Raw genomic sequence first — 18,301 nt, 5'->3', positions numbered from 1 at the left:
GTACCGGTCAGCCGGTGGTCAGCGGGCAGCTGAGCAGGTGCCTGGTCACCGGCGAGCGGCGGCTGCGCAGGTGCGGGCCGGCCCGGTGCACCCGCGGGCCCGCGGCCACCAGCGCGCGGACGACGGCTTCGGCCAGGGCGCGGGCGAACGGCAGCGTGACCCGGTGGTACAGGGCGGGGGCGAGCACGGCGCCCGGTCGGCCGGGGAGGAACCGGCCGGGGTCGGTGAAGACCCCGGGATCCCGGTTCGCGGCCCCGACGAGCACCACCACCTGCTCGCCCGCCGCGATCCGCTCCCCGGCGAATTCGGCGTCGGCGCGGGCGACCGCCGGATGCAGCTGCACCGGGGAGTCGTACCGCAGGGTCTCGGTCACGACCAGGGCCGCGTGCCCGGGGTCGTCGGCCACCCGCGACCACTGCTCGGGGTGGTCCACCACCGCCAGCACGGAGCTTCCGACGAGCCGCGCCGCGGTACGCACCCCCGCGGTGGCCAGCAGCACCGCAGTGTCCCGCGGGCCGGTGCCGTCCGGGTCCCGGTGCGCTGCCGCGAGGAGCGTCCGCAGCCGGCCGACGGCGGTCAGGGCGCGCCGGGCGGCCTCCAGTCGCTGCGGACACAGCAGACCGTCGAGGACGGTACCGGCGGCGGCGCAGGCTTCCGCGAACTCCGGACGGTGTGCCGCGGGCAGCCCGAGGGTCCGGGCCAGCAGGTCCACGGGGACGCGCTCCGCGAGGTCGGTGACGAGATCGAAGTCCCCGGCGAGGCCGTCGACCGCCCGCTCGCACACCGCCGTGACCTCGGCGGGGGCGAAGGCGGCCGCCGCCGGTCCGTGCAGCCGCTCGTAGTGTGCGGCGTCACCGCCCAGTCCCGCGTCGGCCACCGGTGTCCGGCCGGGCTCACCGCTCACCGGTCCGTGCGGCCACGCCTCGCCCAGGAGCGTCGTGGCGAGGCCGTGGTCCGCCGTCACCCAGGTGCCCGTGGTGCTTCGCCACAGCGGGCCGAGCGCGCGGATCCGCTCGTAGACCGGGTGCGGGTCCTCGGCGTGGCCGCGGAGCACATCGGCGTACGGGTCGCCCTTCATATGGTGCAGCCACACCTCCCCGTGCGCCCGCTGCAGCCGCCTGCCCAGTTCGCTGATCTCCAGGGCGTGCACGGCGGGGTTCCGGACGGGGTCCTGGATGGATTTGCGTGTCCCTTGAATGACGCTCACCTCCTTACGGTCTGCCCTAGGCCGTGTCGTCAAAATCCCGCCTGGCCCGCGACGCCCGGCACGCACACTCGCTGCGTTGTCGGGATTTCCCAAGTACGTCCAGTACGAGGGAAACCCTCCGCCTTGCGATTGCACGCACCGACCGCCGCAGGCCCCGCCCTTCGGGCGGACGGCGCCATTTTGACGACACGACCTAGGTCGTCTCTTCAGACGAGGGGGAACTTCTCGTTGTCGAGTGGATCACCGGGCGTCATATGGGAGATATGGGCGTCCTCGGTCCCGGGCCGGTAGGTGGCTCCGGCGTCCATGTAGACGATGCCGTGGCCCATCCGGGGCGCGTCGGTCAGGTTCGGCCCGGCCATATGCACGGTGCGGCAGTGGTGGAAGGCGACGTCACCGGCCTTCAGCGGGACGGTCACCCGGGGCCGGCTGCTGTAGTCGGGCCAGATGTCCTCGATGGCCCGGTGCTCCGCGAAGCTGGTCATATGGGTCTGCCGGTGCTCCGCGTCGCGCAGATGGGAACCGGGCACATAGCTGAGACAGCCCTGCTCGACGGTGACGTCGACCAGCGCGACCCACGCCGTGAGGGTCTTCTCCAGGCCGTCGAGCGGCAGGCCGGTCTCGTCGTCGTGCACGAGCGTGGGCAGGGTGTTCAGGTCCTTGCGGCCCGGCTTGAGCAGGATGTCGGTGCTGTAGAGACGCAGGGGGGCGCCTGCGAGACGGGTCGCGATCCCGGTGATCGCCGGGTGCAGCGCGAGTTCGCGGAGCGCCTCGTGCTTGAGCCAGGCCTGGGCGACGAAGTGCACCTGCACCTCGTCGGCGCCCGCGCCCCAGATCTCCGGGCCGTGCCGGCCGATCAGTTCCTCGGAGGCCGTCCTGAACCGCTCCGTCTCGGAGGGGGAGAGGACCTGCGGGATCCGGACGAAGCCGTTCTCCCGGTAGTGGCGGTGGGCCTCGTCGGTGAGGACGTCGGCCGTGGTCGGGCCGGTGCTGGCCGTCATGGCGGATTCACTCTCCTTCGTCGCGGTGGTACGGATCTCTGCGCGTCGAGGGCGGGCGCGGCCGGAAGGGGCCGGCCCCGCCGGGGGTGGTGTTCAGCGGGACAGCACCCGGGCCAGGGCCTCGCGCAGGGCCCCGGCGGGGTCGTCCGGACGGGTCGCGGTGCGCCAGGCGACGATGCCGTCCGGGCGGATCAGGCAGGCACCGGCCGTGCCGATGCCGAACCGTCCGGCCAGATCGCCGTCGAGGTCCACGAGATCGGTGGCCAGGCCGTGGACCGCGATCGGGACGCCGAGTTCCTTCGCCGCGCTCAGGCTCCACTCGGTCCAGTCGGCGCCGTCCTCGCCGGTGATCAGCAGCCAGCCGGAGCCGAAGAGGTCCACGGTGGAGATGCGTTCGCCTGCCCGCCGTACCCAGACGTGCGGCATCCGGAATCCCGGCCGTCCGGTGGGCCGGGCCGGGGACTCGACCCGGGGCGTGTCGTCGTCGTCGATGACGACGGCGTCCGAGCGGTAGCGGAAGCCGAGCACGACCTCGGCATAGCCGACGGGCCCCGCCATCCGGTCCTTCAGATGGGGGGCCAGCCGGGAGGCGTACAGATGCATGGACTCGTCCATCACGAGCTGTGCCACGAGCCTGCGTTCCGGTTCGTAGCTGTCCAGCAGCCCGGGTCCGGCCCGGCCGGACAGCACCTCGGACAGCTTCCAGGCCAGATCGAACCCGTCGCCGATGGCGGTGTTGCCGCCGAGTCCGCCGGTGGGCGGCACGACCTTGGCGGAGTCACCCACCAGGAACACCCGGCCGGAGCGCCACCGTTCGGCGATCCGGGCCGCCATCTCCCAGCGCTGGATGTCCAGTACCCGGGGTTCCAGCTCGGGCGCGTCCAGGCCGATGCGGATCAGTTCGACGCAGCGGTCCCGGGTGAAGTCGTCGGCGGATTCGCCGTGTTCGGGGTCGTACTCGACCAGGAAGGTATGCCGTTCGGGGCGGTTGCTGCCGATGAAGATCCCGCTGAAGTGAGGGTTGCGCAGGTAGTAGAGCCCGGACGCGTCCGCTGGCAGGACCTCCGAAAGGTCGGCCTCGAAGATCATGCCGACGACGTGGGACAGCGAACCGTGGCCGTGGCGGGCGATACCCAACTCTTCCCTGATGGGGCTGCGGTCGCCGTCGGCGGCGACGAGATAGCGCGCCCGTACGGTGGTCTCCGCGCCGCTCTCCCGGTCGCTCAGCACCGCGGTGACACCGTGCTCGTCCTGTTCCCAGCCGACGAGCGCGGTACCGAACCGGACCTGCGCGCCGTCCTTCAGCGCCCGGTCCCGCATCAGCGGCTCCAGCTGGTCCTGCCAGGCCAGCGCCCACGGCATCGGGGAACAGGGCGCGGTACTGGCGACCAGATGCTCGAAGCCCTCCTCGAAGGAGCCGAGCACCTTTCCGCGTACGGTCTCGGCGACCCGGGTCGTGAAGTGGCCCTTGGCGCCGCGGTGGTCGGTGGCCTCCTGCACCTGCTCGGCGATCCCGGCCAGCCGCAGCAGTTCCATCGTGCGCGGATTCTGGCCGATGGCCCTGGGGTGGATCGACGTCGTCGGATGCTTCTCGGCCATGAGCACCTGCACACCCAGCCGGGCGAGGAACATCGTCGTCGAGAGTCCGCCCAGGCCCGCACCCACGACCAGGACATCGACCTCCGTGCCGGCTTTCGCCATTGCCGCCCTCCCCGCTTCGGTCCGGCACCCGTCCGGCCGGTACCCGAAGGCCGAGACTCACCGGTGCGCTTCGAAGTCCGCTGGAGGACCCCCGGCGGGGGCTCGTCCGAGGCTGCGGGATTCTTCGAGCGCCGCACGACGGCGCCCCGGCAGGGTGAGGTCCCATGCGAGTGCTGTTCACGCCGTTCCCGGCGAGCACCCACGTCCACACCCAGGTACCCCTGGCGTGGGCGATGCGGGCCGCGGGACACGAGGTCCGTGTCGCCACCCGGCCGGACGTCGTCGAGGACATCAACAACGCCGGTCTGACCGCGGTCACCGTCGGCGAGGTCCTGGACGTTCCGGCCACGATGAACCCGGAGTACACCGACGAACCCGACGAGATCCGTGACGAAGCCTGGCTGGACGTCCTCGACATCAGCGAGACCCGGCCGGAGAAACTGACCTACTCCTATGTCCACGGGGTGCTCACCGCGTGGACGTCGTTCGTCTACCAGAACACCCTGCCGGACGACACCACGGAGGAGCTGATCGACTTCGCCCGTGCCTGGCGTCCCGACCTGGTGGTGTGGGACACCATGTACTACCCCGGCGCGCTCGCGGCGCGGATCAGCGGCGCGGCCCATGCCCGGCTGATGTTCGGCCTGGACCTGGTCGGGCTGATGCGCCGGCACTACCTCGGCGGGCTGGCCGGGCTGCCGCCCGCGCTGCGGGAGGATCCGCTGGAGGAGTGGATGAGCCGCATCCTGCGGCGGCACGGCCGGAAGTTCACCGAGGACCTGGTCGTGGGCCAGTGGACCATCGACCCCGTTCCGCCGTCGCTGCAACTGCCCGTGGACCTGCCGTCCGTACCGGTGCGCTATGTGCCGTACAACGGGGAGGCGACGGTCCCCGGCTGGCTGCGGGAGCCACCGCGAAGGCCCCGGGTCTGTCTGACCCTCGGCAGATCGTTCCGCGAGGTGGTCGGGGCGGACCGGACGTCCGTGGGCGATCTGCTGGCCGCCGTGGCGGAACTCGACGTGGAGGTGGTGGCCACCTTCACCGCGGATCAGCTCGAACCGGGCCAGCGCGTGCCGGACAATGTGCGGATCGTCGACTTCGCCCCGCTGGACGCCCTGCTGCCCACCAGCGCGGCGATCGTCCACCACGGCGGTTCGGGAACCCTGATGACGGCCCTGGCCCACGGGGTCCCGCAGGTGATGGTGCCGTCCACGATGTGGTGCAACGTGCCCAAGGCGCAGCGGGTACGGGACGCGGGCGCGGGGCTCTGCATCAGTCCGGAGGAGCTGACACCGGAGGGGCTGCGGGCCTCACTGCTCCGGGTGCTGGAGGAACCGTCGTTCCGCGCGGGCGCGGAACGGCTGCGCCGGGAGGTCGTCGGCACGCCTGCTCCCGCCGATATCGTCCCGGTGCTGGAGAAACTCACCGCCGAACACCGGGTGTACCCGGGCTGAGCGCGGGGCGCCGGTGAGCGTGGTGTGGCCGTGCGGGCGTCGACGTCCGCACGGCCACAGCACGTTCACCGGGACGGGGGCGCGGTGCTCCCTATCCGGGGGAACGGGGCGGTCGAGAAGATCACCTCGACCGGGACCTCGAAGTACTCCGCGATCCGCAGGGCGAGGAACAGGCTGGGGCTGTACTCGCCGCGCTCCAGATAGCCCACCGTCTGGTAGTGCACACCGAGGGCCTCGGCGAGCTGCCTGCGGGTGATGGCGCGCTCCACCCGCAGCACGGCGATGCGGTTGTGCACCGTCTCCGTACCGCCGCCGCCCCGGGCACGGCCCTGCTCACCGGCCGCCCGCCAGCCCGCGGCGGGCTTGCCGGTGCCGGTGCCGGACCGGGTCTCCGGCGTCCCGGTCCCCGGCTCCGGCGCGCCGCTCCGCGCCGTACTCCTCTTCCTGCCGGATGCCCTGTCACCCAACGCGCTTCAATGCCTCCTGTTGACGTGCCTCGACCTTCGATCCCGTCTCGCCGCGCGCCGTAAGACTGAGAATCTTCGGCGCGATCAGCAAGGCGACGACGGCCCAGACGAGCAGTACGACCGCGGTCATGGGCCTGCGCCAGGAGTCGCCCAGCTCGACGGCGACCGCCGACTCCGGCAGCAGCGCGGCACGGGTGCCCAGTCCGACCCAGTACACGGGGAAGATCTGCGAGACGCCCTGGAGCCAGCCCACCAGCGAGGTGATCGGGTAGAAAATACCCGAGATCGCCAGCAGACCCATCGTCGGGAAGATACCCCAGGTGTTGGCGCCGCGCGGATTCTTCACCATCGCCCCGACGATCAGGCCGATCGGCAGGGTGGCGAGGAGACCGAGGCCCAGCACCCAGATCAGGTTCAGCCACTTCCCGAGGTCGTCGGTGACCAGATCGTCGAAGAGGAACACGCTGGGGATCAGGATGATCAGCAGGGTGAGCAGGGTGCTCAGCGCGATCCCCAGCACCCGGCCGGAGATATAGCCGATCAGGCCGTGCGGTACGGTCCTGGCCCGCAGCAGCGTGCCGTCCTCGCGCTCGGCCGCCAGCGCGAACGCGGCACCGCCCAGGGCCTGGAAGGCCAGCAGTCCGCCGATCATGCTCGGCATGGAGAGCGTCGCCAGCGAGAGCTCGGTGCCGTCCACGGTCTTGTTCCGCATGAAGAACAGCACACCGAGGAAGACGCCCCCGAGGAACAGGTAGTAGGCGATGTCGCCGGGGCTGGTCACGGACTGCCGGAACTCGGTCCAGCCGCGGCGCAGGCCCAGCCGCACGGCGTACACGGAGAGACTCACTGGCCGGCCTCCCGGAATGCGGCAATCGCCTCTTCGGACCGGCCAGCCTCGTACTGCCGGACCATGGTCATGTACGTGTCCTCCAGGCTGGCGCGGCGGACCTCCAGATCGCGCACCCGGTCCCCGTGCTGTTTGAACAGCTCGTGGACGAACGTGCTGGCGTCGGGGGTCGCATGGACGAAGTGCTCGCCGTCCACGGCCCAGCGCACCTCGGCCTTGCCCGAGGCCTGCCGGGCGAGCTGGTCCGCGCTGCCGTCGGCGACGATCTGCCCGCCGGCCAGGATCAGGATGCGGCCGGACAGCTTCTCCGCCTCGTCGAGGTCGTGCGTCGTGAGCACGATCGTGGTGTCCTCCAGATCGGAGAGCCGGTGCACCACGTCGTGGAAGTCACGGCGGGCCTTGGGGTCGAACCCCACCGTGGGCTCGTCCAGGAACAGCAGCTCGGGCCGGCCGACGATGCCGATCGCGACGTCGAGACGGCGGCGCTGACCGCCGGAGAGATTCGCGATCTTCTGGTCCGCCTGCTCCTCCAGGCTCACCATGGCGAGCAGTTCGTCGACGTTCCTCGGGCGGGGCCGGTCGGCGGTGGAGTAGGGCCGGTAGAAATCGCCGAGCTGTGCCAGCAACTCCCGGACCTGCCACTTCCCGTGGTCGCGCCAGGACTGGAGCACGATGCCCAGCCGGGCGCGCCACAGTTCGTCGCCCTTGCTGGGATCGACTCCGAGCACGCGGACCTCACCGGCCGACCGGGCGCGGAAGCCTTCCATGATCTCGATGGTGGTGGTCTTTCCGGCGCCGTTCGGTCCGAGCAGTGCGACGACCTCACCCCGGCGGACGTTGAAGTCGACGCCTTTCAGGACGTCCTTGGACCCGTACCGCATCCGCAGTCCGCTGATGTCGATCACCCGCTCGTCCGGCGAGCCGCCGGGTAATCCCCCGGTCCGACTCAACTCGTGCAGATCGCTTGTCCCAGCCATAGGCCGTCTACCTTTCGATCAGACCAGTTGAATCAACGATAGTACCTCTACTACAAGCGGTACAAGTCACATGACAGCCCTGGTTGGTGACGCACCGTGCGGGAGCGCCGGTCAGAAGCGCGGGTCAGCGCGCCGCGGGGAACTCCAGTACGGCGCCGGTGACTCCCGACCTCAGCCGCCGCAGTACGGGTCCGGTGCGCCGCACCCCGGGCGCCTCGGCGGACAGGGCGCGGAGCCCGGAATCGGCCAGGAGCCGTACCAGCGGGGCGAGCAGCGACGTGGGCAATCCTTCTGAGAACACCGAGAACACCGGCTGCCGTCCGCTCCGCTCCGCCGCGGGGTCGAAGACGGCGGGTTCGGTACGGACCGCGGGGTCCCGGAGGGCCGCTTCCAGGGCCACCACGACCTGGCTGCCCGCCGGGACGGCGGTCCCGGCCAGTTCCAGATCCTCGTGCGCGTACAGCGGTACGAGCCGGACGGGCGGGGCATAGCGCAGCGTCTCCTGGACCACCGCGGGCGCGAGTCCGGGGTTCTCGCACAGCTGCCGCCATACGCCGGGGTGGTCGAGGAGGGCCTCCACCGCGGCGCAGAACACGGTCGCGGTCAGCTCGGAGCCGACGAGGGCCAGCAGGGTGCACACCGACCGCACTTCGTCCTCGGGCGCCGCCGCGAGCAGGGCGCTCACGAGATCGTCGCCGGGCTGTTCCCGCCGCCGGGCGATCAGCTCGGTGAGCAGGGATCCCATGCCGTCGACCGAGGTGATCAGCTCGTGCGCCGTCCGCAGATGCGGGGAGCAGACCATGGCGTCCAGGGCGCCCGCACCGTCGCGGACCAGCGCGGCGAACCGGTCGTGGTCCTCTTCCGGTACGCCGAGGATCTCCCGTACCAGGCCGATGGCGAACCCGTCCGCGATATCGGCCCGCAGATCGAACTCGGCACCCGCGGCGGCGAGGGCGCCGCGCAGTGCCCGGTCGGCCGCGGGCCGCCGGTGCTCCAGGGCCTCCGCGCCGAGCAGCGGCTCCAGCAGGCCGCGCACGCGCACGCAGTCGGCCCGGCCCGCGGTCAGGAACATCTCGTCGAACGGCAGGATCTCGCGGAGGGCGGGCACCTCCCAGGGCATGGGCTCCCGCTGCTCCCCGCCGTCCTCCGCGGCCGGTGCGTCCGCGTCGGGGTGCCGGAAGCTGAGCCGGGGGTCGTCGAGCGCGGCGGCCGCCACGTCGTGCCGGGCCGTCACCCAGGTTTCGGCGCTGCTCCAGTACAGCGGGCCCCGTTCACGGATCAGTTCACCGAGCCGGTGGGGATCGTCGGAGGCGGTCCGCAGCAGCAGCGCGTACGGGTCGTCCTTCGTGCCGATGATCCACTGGACGCCGCGGTGCGTGAGCAGCACACGGCCCAATTCGCTCTCGGTCATGCTCGCCATGTGGTCAACTCCGCTTCTCCGGAACCCTCTTCGTTCGGGCCCCGGTATCGGGTCGTGCCGGGTCGGGTCAGGTCAGGGAGAGGCCGCCGTCGACCGGCAGTACGGCGCCGGTCAGATAGCGGGCGTCCGGCCGGGTCAGCTGGGCGATCCACCAGGCGATCTCCTCGGGGGTGCCGACGCGGCCCTGCGGGGTCAGGCCGCCGACGTGCCGGAGCATGCCTTCGTACTGCTCCGGTGACATGCCCGCGCGCTCCGCGAACCCGGAGTCGACCAGACCGGGGGCGACGCCGACGACCCGGATACCGCGCGGCGCGAGTTCGACCGCCCAGGTGCGGGTCAGGAAGTCGAGTGCCGCCTTGGTGGCGCCGTACACGCTGTTGCCCGCCCAGGCCCGCGATCCGCGGGCACCGGAGGAGCCGACGTTCACCACGGTTCCGCCGCCGTCGGCGGCGAGGGCGTCGAGCGCGCTGTGGACCAGCAGTACGGGCACGGCGAGGTTCGTGGCGAGCTGGGCGGCGACCTGCTGCGGGTCCACGTCCGCGAGGGCGCGGTGGCCGAGGGCCGCCGCGTTGTTCACCAGGACGTCGATCCCGCCGAGTTCGCGCACGGCGGTGTCGACGACCTTCTGCGGTGCGTCGGCCTCGGTGAGGTCGACGGCGAGGGTCCGGATGGTGTCGTACCCCTCCGCGGTTCCGGCGAGGTCGGTGGCGGTACGGCCGACGACCAGGACGGCCGCGCCCCGGTCGGCGAGGGCGCGTGCGGTGGCCCTGCCGATACCGGAGCCGCCTCCGGTGACCACGGCCGATCGCGGGGCGGGCGGGAGGGGGGCTGTCTCAGGCATGGTTCCTCACCAGGTCGTCTCGTGGGGCGTCGGGTCCCGTGGCGGTGCGGCGCCGGTGTTCGGCAGTCAGCGACTCCAGTACGGGGACGATGTCCCGCGGAGCGGGGGTGGCGAGGGTCTCCCGGCGCAGCCGGCCGGCCGCTTCCGCGAACGACGGCTCGTTGAGGAGCCGGTCGAGCGCGGAGCGCAGGGCGTCGGCGGTGAGGGACTCGGCGTCCAGGCGGAGGCCGGCGCCCGAGCGTGCCACCAGATCGGCGCGGATGCCGTTGTCCCACATGGTGCCGGGCACCAGGATCTGCGGAACTCCCTGGAGAAGGGCCGCGTGGACCGTGCCGGAGCCGCCGTGGCTGACGATGGCCGAGCAGCTCGGCAGCAGTTCGTCCATCGGGACGAAGTCGATGGCGCGGACATTGCCGGGAAGGCTGTCGACCTCCTGGAGCTGGCGGGCGTTGAGGGTGGCGACCACCTCGACGTCGAGTCCGGCGACCGCGTCGATCAGCTCCCCGATGGAGGCCTGGTCGCCGCCCATCACTTCGCGGTGCGACACCCCGAGCGTCAGGCAGACGCGCGGGCGTTTGGGGGCTTCGCGCAGCCAGGGCGGGATGCTGCCGCGGCCGTTGTAGGCGATACAGCGGACCGGGACGTACGGCAGGTCTGCCGGGAGCCGCAAGGACGTCGGCACCGGGTCGATGGTCCACTGGCCGACCACCAGATCCTCGGAGAACGTGCCTCCGTAGCGCTCCATGACCGGGCCGAGCCACTCCTCCATGGGGTCCTCGCGCAGGGCGGGCGGCCTCTGGGCGACCTCCGCCAGATAGCTCTCGCGCATCCGGCCGACCAGGTCCAGGCCGAACATCAGCCGGGCGTGGGCCGCGCCGGTGACCTCGGCCGCGACGGCCCCGGCGAAGGTGAGCGGGTCCCAGACCACCAGGTCGGGCTGCCAGCCGCGGGCGAAGTCGACCAGATCGCCGATCATCTCGGCCGAGGAGTAGTTCTGGAAGACCGCCGAGGTCATGGCGGTGAACACGCCGTGCATATGGTCGTAGGTCAGCTTCTCCGGGCGGAGTTCGTCCATCGCCAGGAGGAGCTGGGCGTCGGGAGTCGCGGCGTCATATTCCTCCCGGGAGGTCTCCTCCCGTTCCCGCAGCTCCTCCATCACCTGGTCCTCGTTGAGCTCCCGGCCGACGGGGACCGCGGTCAGCCCGGTCCGGGCGATCACGTCCGCGAGGTCGGGGTGGCTGGCCAGGCGGACGTCGTGCCCGGCGGCCCGCAGGGCCCAGGCGAGCGCGACCTGGGCGTGGACGTGGTTGCGGGCGCCGAAGGTCGTGAACAGGACCCGCATCAGCGGTCCCGTACGGCTCGTTCGGCGTGCTCCTTGGCGAGGAGCATCGTCGCGGTGCTGTTGCGGCCGAGTGCGTCGCGGACGAAGGTGCGCGCGTCCTGGACCGTGGCGCCCTCGCCGAGGACGGGGACGACCGCGTCGGGGTTGAGTACGACGGTGTGCGTCGAGGTGACGGTGCACCCGGACGGGCTCGCCTCGACCCGCCAGCGGCCGTTGTGGACGGTCATCAGCGCCGGGGTCCTGAGCTGCTTGTAGACGATGGTTCCGGCCGGGAAGCAGACCCGTACCGACTTCGTCGTGTGGACGGCGCCGTTCGGGGTGAGGGTGTCCATCTCCAGCAGTTGCAGGTTCGGGGTGCTCTCGTCCAGCTCGACGCGGTTCACATGCGGCAGCCGCTTCTCCCACTGCCCCGCGTCGTAGAGGAACTCGTAGACCTCGGCAGGGTCGCCGGCCACTTCGACCACGTCGTCGAAGTGCAGGGACAGTTCGCCGCCGCCCCCGGGGGTCTGTTCCGCGGCCCTTTTGAGGGCGCCCAGCTCCGCGTCGCTGTTGCGGTCGATCGCCCGGGTGATCCAGTCCACGCCCTCCGGGTCGTCGTCGACGGCCCGGAAGTCGTGGGTGAGGCGGACGAGGGTGGTGGAGTCCGGCTGCGGTTCGATGATCCATTCGCCGCCCATCGCGGCGACGGGCGGCGACGACACCTCCTGCCGGAAGCTCACCCGCAGACCGGCGGGGTCGAGGACGCGGCGCGAGGTCCAGGTCTTGACGGAGTCGTTCGCGGTCGCCCAGATCCGGATGCGCTCCTCGCCCGCGGTCCGCTCCAGAACGTCCACATGGACGGTCGGGGGGAAGACCCGCGGCCATGCGTCGACGTCCGCGATCAGATCGAAGACGGCGCGGGCGGGCGCTTCCACGGTGATCCGGTGTTCGGCTCGGTGCTGGTTCGTCATGATGCGGGTCTCCTGGTCCTCGCGCGGGGCCGTCAGTAGTTGCCGAGTCCGCCGCAGACGTTGATCGCCTGCGCCGTGACGGGGGCGGCCTGGTCGGTGACGAGGTAGCCGACGAGCCCGGCGACCTCTTCCGGGGTGGTGTACCTGCCGAGCGGGATCTTCGCCTCGAACCGTTCCAGCACCGCCTCTTCGGTGGTGTCCCAGACCGCGGCGTAGCCCTGGCGGACCCGCTGGGCCATCGGCGTCTCCACATAGCCGGGGCAGACCGCGTTCACCGTGATCCCGGTCTTGGCCAGCTCCAGGCCCAGTGCCTTGGTGAAGCCGACGACGCCGTGCTTGGACGCGGAGTACGGGGCGCCCAGGACCACGCCCTGCTTGCCGCCGGTCGAGGCGATGTTGATGATCCGGCCGGTGCCCCGCTCCAGCATCCGGCCCGTGGTGAGCGCCTCACGGGTGAGCCGGAGCACGCTGTTGAGGTTGGTGTCGATGACGTCGAGCCACAGCTCGTCGGTGATCTGCGCGGTGGGGCCGCCGCCGCTGCGGCCCGCGTTGTTCACCAGGACGTCCACGGGGCCGTACCGGTCCACGGCGGCCCGGACGAAGGCTCCGGCCTGTTCGGTGGAGCGTACGTCGCAGGCCTGCCCCGCGACCTCGTACCCCTTGTCGCGGAGCCGTTCGACGGTCAGCTCGACGTTCTCGGCGTCCCGGGCGCAGATGAACACGCGCTGCCCGAGCTCGCACAGCAGGGTCGTGACGGCGAGCCCGATACCGCTGGTGGCACCGGTGACCACGGCGGCCCGGTCGTCTTGAGTGGGCATGTCTCTCCTCATCGTTGTCGGGATCGCTGTCGGGATCGCTGTCGGGTCACGACGGCGGCCGCGTTGAAGCCGCCGTGTCCTCTGGCCAGGACGAGCGCGGCGGCCAGCGGTGCTTCGCGGGGGGTGCGGACCAGGTCGATCCCGTACTCGGGAACCGGCTGCGTCACGTTCGCCGTGGGCGGGATCACCCCGTGGCGGATGGCCAGCACGGCCGTCGCCAGGTCCAGGGCCGCGCCCCCGGCGCCGAGCCGTCCGGTCATGGTCTTGGGCGCCGTCACGGGTACGCCGTGCGTGCCGAAGACGGCGCGGATGGCGTCCGCCTCGGCACGGTCGAGTTCGGGGACGCCCGCGGCGTCGGCGAACACGACGTCGATATCGCCGGGTTCCAGTCCGGCGTCGTCGAGGGCGAGTTCGGCGGCCCGCCGCAGATTGGACGGCCGGCCCGTTTCGGGCGGCGGGTCGAAGGAGGAGGCGCAGCCGGCGATCTCCCCGTACCAGGAGTGGACGCCCCGGGCGCGGGCCGACTCCGCCGACTCCAGGACGAACAGGGCGCCGCCCTCTCCGGGTACGTATCCGGAGGCGTCCGTGTCGAAGGGGAGGTACGCCCGCTCCGGGTCGTTCACGGTGCTGATCCGGCCGCTCGCGAGCTGCGCGACCCAGCCCCAGGGCGACGGCGAGCCGTCGACGCCGCCCGCGATCACCATCCGGACGTCCTCGCGGAGATGCCGCCGGGCCTTCGCCAGGGCGTCCAGCCCGCCGGCCTGGTCGGTGACGACCACCCCGCCCGGGCCGCGCAGTCCGTGGCGGATGGAGACCTGGCCGGTGTTGACCGCGTAGAACCAGGCGAAGGACTGGTAGGCGCTGACGTGCTCCGGGCCCTTGCTCCAGAGGTTGTGCAGTTCACGGTGGCCGAAGGCGAATCCGCCCGCCGAACTGGCGGTGACGACGCCGATGTCGTACTCCGGCAGTGAGCCGGGCTCCACCCCGGCGTCGTCGATCGCCCATCCGGCGGCCACCAGCGCCAGCCGGGTCATATGGTCGGTCTGCGGGATGAGCCGGCTGGGGATGCCGTACTCCTGCGGGTCGAAGCCCTGGATCTCACCGGCGAGCCGGCTGGGGTAGCGCTCCGGGTCGAAGCGGCTGATCGGGCCGATCGCGGGCCGCCCGGCGAGCGTGTTGTCCCAGTAGGGGACCGTACCGAGGCCGGTCGGTGCGAGCACGCCCATGCCGGTGATCACGGCGGCGGCCGTCATGACGCCGCCCCGTCCGGGGCGCGCAGCACCATCGCGCTCTGGAAGCCGCCGAAGCCGCTGCCGACGGTGAGTACCGCGTCCACCCGCTGTTCCCGTGCCGTCAGCGGTACGTAGTCCAGATCGCACTCGGGGTCGGGCTCGTGCAGATTGGCGGTGGGCGGGATGGTGTTGTGTTCGATGGTGAGGGCGCAGGCAGCGATCTCCAGGGAGCCGATGGCCCCCAGGGAGTGCCCGATCATGGATTTGATGCCGCTGACGGGTACCCGGCGGGCGTCCTCGCCGAGGGCTCTTTTGAAGGCAGCCGTCTCGTGCCGGTCGTTCTGCACGGTGCCCGAACCGTGCGCGTTGACGTAGTCGATGTCCTGCGGGGCGATCGCGGCCCGCCGCATGGCGACGCGGATGGCCTCGGCCATCTCCTTGCCGTCGGGGCGCAACCCGGTCATGTGGAAGGCGTTGGAGCGGGAGGCGAAGCCGCTGATCTCCGCGTACACATGGGCGTCGCGCCGCCGGGCGTGCTCCAGCTCTTCGAGGACGAAGACCGCCGCGCCCTCTCCGAGGACGAAGCCGTTCCTGCTGCGGTCGAAGGGCCGTGAGGCGTGTTCGGGTTCGTCGTTGCGCGGTGTGGTCGCCTTGATGGCGTCGAAGCAGGCCACGGTGATCGGGGAGATCGGGGCGTCGGTGGCGCCGGCCACCATCACGTCCACCGAGCCCTCCCGGATCAGCTCGACCGCGTGCCCGACCGAGTCCAGGCCGGAGGTGCAGCCGGTCGAGATCAGCGATACGGGGCCCTCGGCGCGGACGTCGCGGGCGACCTCGGCGGCGATGGAGCTGGGCACGAAGTAGTCGAAGAGATGCCGTCCGGCGTAGGAGTCGTCCACATTCCACTGGCGTCCGCCGTCGCTGACGACGGAGTACTCGTCCTCCAGGCTCATGGTGCAGCCCACGGCGCTGCCGATGGTGACACCGGTCCGGGCGGGGTCCAGTTCCGCGAATTCCAGTCCGCTGTCCGCGACGCCCTCCCGGGCGCCCACCACGGCGAACTGCGCGGCGCGGTCCATCCGCCGGGCCTGCTGCGGGGTCAGCCCCTCGCGCAGCGGGTCGAAGTCGACCTCGGCGGCGACCTGGGAGCGGTAGGCGCCGGGGTCGAAGAAGCTGATTCTCCTGGTGGCGGTACGTCCGGCGGTCAGCGCGTCCCAGAAGGGCTTGCGCCCGACGGCGTTGGGAGCGACGACACCGATGCCGGTGATGACGACACGGCGGCCCGCGGGGGTGGCCATCAGCGGTCCTCCGTCGCCGCCCACTCCCCCGACACGTACTGTCGGGGGACGTACAGGCCGGGCTCGCTGGTGCCCAGTCTCCTCACCGCCGCCGCGTGCGGCGCGAAGGAGGGGGAGCCCACCGCGGCGCGGAAGGCCGCCGCGTCGCGCCAGTGCGCTATGTTGACCCACCGGGTCGGGTCCTCGGCATGCTGGTGCAGGGTGTACCGGAGGAAGCCGTCACGATCCGCCAGGTACCGTCCGGTCTCGGCGAAGGCCTTCTCGAACTCCTCCGCCGAGGTGTGCACCGTGAACCTGTTGACGAAGGTGACCACCCCGCTCCCGGTGGGATCAAGGTCGTTCGGTTGCATCTCATCGCCTCTTCTCACGTGCGACGTCGGGCTCTGACCCTGTGGCGTCGTCCAACGTGGGCGTCGTCTCTCGCAGCCCGCTCAACAGCCCCTGGACCGGGGGCGCCGGCAGAGCGGTAAAGGGTCGAGCCGCCGTGGAGCGGAGGGTCGAGCGAACGTCGATCCCCTGCCGATCGCGGTGTTGGGATGCTCGTCGGTGACGAGCACACCGAGATCCGGAGGCGCGCGATGAGTCAGAACGTCGAAGCCGTACGGCGGATGGTCAAGGCGTACAACACGGGCAGCACCGACGACGTACACGAGTTCATCCACCCCGAGTATCTGAATCCGGCCACCATCGAGCACGGCATCGGCGAGGGCCCCCAGGCCTTCGCGAAGGCGGTGGCCTGGGTGCGGATGACCTTCTCCGAGGACGCTCACCTGGAGGAGGTCAAAATCGAGGAACGGGGCGACTGGGTACGGGCGTACCTGGTGCTCCACGGCAGGCAGATCGGACACATGGTGGGTTTCGCGCCGACCGGCCGCCGCTTCGCCGGTGAGCAGATCCATTTGCTGCGTATCGTCGACGGCAAGATCAGGGACCACCGCGACTGGCCGGAGTACCAGAGCACCTACCGGCAGCTCGGTGAGCCGTGGCCCGAGCCGGACGGCTGGCGCCCGTAGGGAGTTCCTCCCGGACCGGGCCCGGCGGGACCGGAAGAGACGACCCGGCACGAGAACGTACGAGGAGCCGAACCGATGACCGAGCAGCGAACCGTCGACTTCTGGTTCGACCCCGTGTGCCCGTACACGTGGATCTCCTCGCGGTGGCTGGTGGAGGTCGCCAAGGTGCGGCCGGTGACCATCCGCTGGCGGGTGATGAGTCTGTCGGTGCTCAACGAGCACCGGGACGACAACCCCGAGGGCGAGTGGGAGGACTACATGTGGGCGCCGGTGCGCCTGTGCGCCGCGGTGGAGGAGCGGTTCGGGCAGCAGGCGCTCGGTGACCTCTTCACGGCCCTGGGCACCCGCTTCCACCTCCAGGAGGACTGGGGGAACCTCACGGGGGCGCTGGCGGACGCCGGACTCCCCGAGGAGCTGGCGGAGGTCGCCGGGTCCACCGACTACGACGAGGCGATCCGCTCCTCGCACGCGGAGGCCGTCGCCCTGGCCGGCGGCGATATCGGCACCCCGGTGGTGTCGGTCGCCGGGCCCGGCGGTGAACGGGTCGGATTCTTCGGTCCGGTCGTCTCGCCCGCTCCCACCGGTGAACTGGCTGGCCAGCTGTGGGACGGTTTTCTCCTCATGGCCACGGTGCCGGGCTTCTACGAGGTCAAGCGCAGCCGGAACGAGGAGCCCCGCTTCGATCTGTCCGGCTGACGCGCCACGGCCGTCGGCTTCCACCCGGGTCTCGCGCCGGGCGCGGGTCTGCTACGGAGCGGGGGTACGGGCAGCGGCGCCGCTGCCCGTACCCCCGCGTCCTTCACCCGTGCCGGAGCACGTGCCGGAGGACGGCGTCGGCGAGCGGGCCGTGCACCGAGACCGGCAGCGCGTGCCCCATGCCTTCGATCTCCACCAGCTCCGCGCCCGGGATCAGATCGGCCAGGTGGCGGCCGTGCGGCGGCGGGGCGATCGGGTCCTCGCCGGCCTGGATCACCTGGGCGGGGACGCGGACGTCGCGCAGCTCGGGGGCGCGCTCGCGCGGCGGCGGCTGCACCGCGTAGTGCGACTGCGGTTCACCGAGGGAGCCCGAGTGGTCGATGGCCTGCTGCTCCCACCGCCGGAAGTCGGCCTCGCCGAAGGGGACCGCGTCCCCCGAGAACAGCTTCCACCGGCGCACCCGCCGGTCCACTTCCGCCTCCGGCCCGTCGACGTCCTCGTTCATGACGGCGAGCGCCTCCAGGAACCGTTCCTGCGGCAGCGGAAGACCGTCGACGGAGGGCTCCTTGGCGAAGGCGCGGCGGATATTGCCGGGGAAGTCGACGTCGAGCGCACCGCTCAGCATCATCGACATGCTCAGCATCCGCTGCGGATGGTCCAGCGCGACGAGCTGGCACAGGACGGCACCCATCGACATGCCGACGAAGTGGGCCCGTTCGATCTGCCAGCCGTCGAGGACCGCGACCGCGTCGGCGGCGAGCTGGAGATATCCGTACGGGCGCTCGGCCGGGTCCCAGCCGGTGGAGCGGCCCACCCCCCAGTGGTCGTAACGGATCACGTGCAGTCCACCGGCGGCGAGCCGTTCGACGAACTCGGTGGGCCAGCTCAGCGCGGTCAGGTTCCCGCCCGCGACCAGGAGCAGTGCGGGGTCGGCGGGGTCGCCGAAGTCCTCGCTCCACAGCTCCACGTCCTTCGACGTGACGATACGTTCTGCCACTGGGACATCCCTCTCGGCTCCTGGAACCCTCGGTTCCGAT

General features: G+C 71.5%; 18 protein-coding genes. 3 read left to right on the top strand and 15 right to left on the bottom strand.

The window, feature by feature from the left end; translation table 11 throughout:
• Window positions 1-7 precede the first annotated feature (7 nt).
• The 3 genes from B7R87_RS21840 to rdmE form a co-directional block, all read right to left on the bottom strand.
• Window positions 8-1,207 carry a cytochrome P450 family protein gene (locus B7R87_RS21840; protein WP_078902153.1) on the bottom strand — a complete coding sequence of 400 codons (1,200 nt, stop codon included), beginning with the start codon at window positions 1,205-1,207 and terminating at the stop codon, window positions 8-10.
• 206 nt (window positions 1,208-1,413) lie between these two features.
• The gene (locus B7R87_RS21835) at window positions 1,414-2,208 is read right to left on the bottom strand and encodes a phytanoyl-CoA dioxygenase family protein (protein WP_006346896.1); all 795 of its coding nucleotides are present in this window, start codon (window positions 2,206-2,208) and stop codon (window positions 1,414-1,416) included.
• Between the two features lie 93 nt (window positions 2,209-2,301).
• Entirely contained in the window at window positions 2,302-3,909 is a 1,608-nt protein-coding gene (rdmE, locus tag B7R87_RS21830; protein WP_006346897.1) for an aklavinone 12-hydroxylase RdmE, read from the bottom strand.
• 164 nt (window positions 3,910-4,073) lie between these two features.
• On the opposite strand from rdmE, the gene B7R87_RS21825 reads away from it, so the two are divergent.
• A complete protein-coding gene (locus tag B7R87_RS21825) occupies window positions 4,074-5,363 on the top strand; it encodes an activator-dependent family glycosyltransferase (RefSeq protein ID WP_040914533.1) in 1,290 nt (429 codons plus the stop codon).
• A gap of 65 nt (window positions 5,364-5,428) precedes the next feature.
• Here B7R87_RS21825 and B7R87_RS34300 read toward each other — a convergent pair whose 3' ends face one another.
• From B7R87_RS34300 to B7R87_RS21770, 11 genes are all read right to left on the bottom strand, one after another.
• Window positions 5,429-5,830, bottom strand: a complete 402-nt coding sequence (locus B7R87_RS34300; RefSeq protein WP_006346899.1) for a helix-turn-helix transcriptional regulator — start codon at window positions 5,828-5,830, stop codon at window positions 5,429-5,431.
• On the bottom strand, window positions 5,823-6,677 hold the full coding sequence (locus tag B7R87_RS21815; protein ID WP_040914536.1) for an ABC transporter permease: 855 nt from the start codon (window positions 6,675-6,677) through the stop codon (window positions 5,823-5,825). The genes B7R87_RS34300 and B7R87_RS21815 overlap by 8 nt, the downstream gene beginning before the upstream one ends.
• A complete protein-coding gene (locus tag B7R87_RS21810) occupies window positions 6,674-7,558 on the bottom strand; it encodes an ABC transporter ATP-binding protein (RefSeq protein ID WP_100249096.1) in 885 nt (294 codons plus the stop codon). The genes B7R87_RS21815 and B7R87_RS21810 overlap by 4 nt, the downstream gene beginning before the upstream one ends.
• 220 nt (window positions 7,559-7,778) lie before the next feature.
• On the bottom strand, window positions 7,779-9,074 hold the full coding sequence (locus B7R87_RS21805; RefSeq protein WP_006346902.1) for a cytochrome P450 family protein: 1,296 nt from the start codon (window positions 9,072-9,074) through the stop codon (window positions 7,779-7,781).
• A 67-nt stretch (window positions 9,075-9,141) separates the two neighbouring features.
• Entirely contained in the window at window positions 9,142-9,915 is a 774-nt protein-coding gene (locus B7R87_RS21800; protein ID WP_045852881.1) for an SDR family NAD(P)-dependent oxidoreductase, read from the bottom strand.
• On the bottom strand, window positions 9,908-11,257 hold the full coding sequence (locus tag B7R87_RS21795) for an activator-dependent family glycosyltransferase (protein WP_006346904.1): 1,350 nt from the start codon (window positions 11,255-11,257) through the stop codon (window positions 9,908-9,910). The genes B7R87_RS21800 and B7R87_RS21795 overlap by 8 nt, the downstream gene beginning before the upstream one ends.
• Window positions 11,257-12,207 carry an aromatase/cyclase gene (locus B7R87_RS21790; RefSeq protein ID WP_006346905.1) on the bottom strand — a complete coding sequence of 317 codons (951 nt, stop codon included), beginning with the start codon at window positions 12,205-12,207 and terminating at the stop codon, window positions 11,257-11,259. The genes B7R87_RS21795 and B7R87_RS21790 overlap by 1 nt, the downstream gene beginning before the upstream one ends.
• Window positions 12,208-12,239: 32 nt before the next feature.
• Complete coding sequence (locus B7R87_RS21785) at window positions 12,240-13,025, bottom strand: SDR family NAD(P)-dependent oxidoreductase (protein WP_006346906.1); 786 nt, start codon at window positions 13,023-13,025, stop codon at window positions 12,240-12,242.
• 8 nt (window positions 13,026-13,033) lie between these two features.
• Window positions 13,034-14,278 (bottom strand): ketosynthase chain-length factor, encoded by a 1,245-nt coding sequence (locus B7R87_RS21780; protein WP_006346907.1) that lies wholly within the window; start codon window positions 14,276-14,278, stop codon window positions 13,034-13,036.
• Complete coding sequence (locus B7R87_RS21775) at window positions 14,275-15,555, bottom strand: beta-ketoacyl-[acyl-carrier-protein] synthase family protein (RefSeq protein WP_040914538.1); 1,281 nt, start codon at window positions 15,553-15,555, stop codon at window positions 14,275-14,277. Before B7R87_RS21775 ends, B7R87_RS21780 begins: the two co-directional genes overlap by 4 nt.
• Window positions 15,555-15,905: an antibiotic biosynthesis monooxygenase family protein gene (locus tag B7R87_RS21770; protein WP_006346909.1), complete on the bottom strand. Its 351-nt coding sequence runs from the start codon at window positions 15,903-15,905 to the stop codon at window positions 15,555-15,557. Before B7R87_RS21770 ends, B7R87_RS21775 begins: the two co-directional genes overlap by 1 nt.
• Window positions 15,906-16,133: 228 nt before the next feature.
• Between B7R87_RS21770 and B7R87_RS21765 the strand changes: the two genes are divergently transcribed.
• Both B7R87_RS21765 and B7R87_RS21760 read left to right on the top strand, forming a co-directional pair.
• Complete coding sequence (locus tag B7R87_RS21765; RefSeq protein WP_100249097.1) at window positions 16,134-16,568, top strand: ester cyclase; 435 nt, start codon at window positions 16,134-16,136, stop codon at window positions 16,566-16,568.
• A 75-nt stretch (window positions 16,569-16,643) separates the two neighbouring features.
• The gene (locus tag B7R87_RS21760) at window positions 16,644-17,264 is read left to right on the top strand and encodes a mycothiol-dependent nitroreductase Rv2466c family protein (protein WP_006346911.1); all 621 of its coding nucleotides are present in this window, start codon (window positions 16,644-16,646) and stop codon (window positions 17,262-17,264) included.
• Between the two features lie 103 nt (window positions 17,265-17,367).
• Here B7R87_RS21760 and B7R87_RS21755 read toward each other — a convergent pair whose 3' ends face one another.
• The gene (locus B7R87_RS21755) at window positions 17,368-18,261 is read right to left on the bottom strand and encodes an alpha/beta fold hydrolase (RefSeq protein ID WP_006346912.1); all 894 of its coding nucleotides are present in this window, start codon (window positions 18,259-18,261) and stop codon (window positions 17,368-17,370) included.
• Window positions 18,262-18,301 lie beyond the last annotated feature (40 nt).

The sequence above is a fragment of the Streptomyces tsukubensis genome (assembly GCF_003932715.1).
Classification (GTDB): domain Bacteria; phylum Actinomycetota; class Actinomycetes; order Streptomycetales; family Streptomycetaceae; genus Streptomyces; species Streptomyces tsukubensis.
Note: the sequence above shows the minus strand (reverse complement) of the source record. Positions and strands in the feature narration are given on the sequence as shown.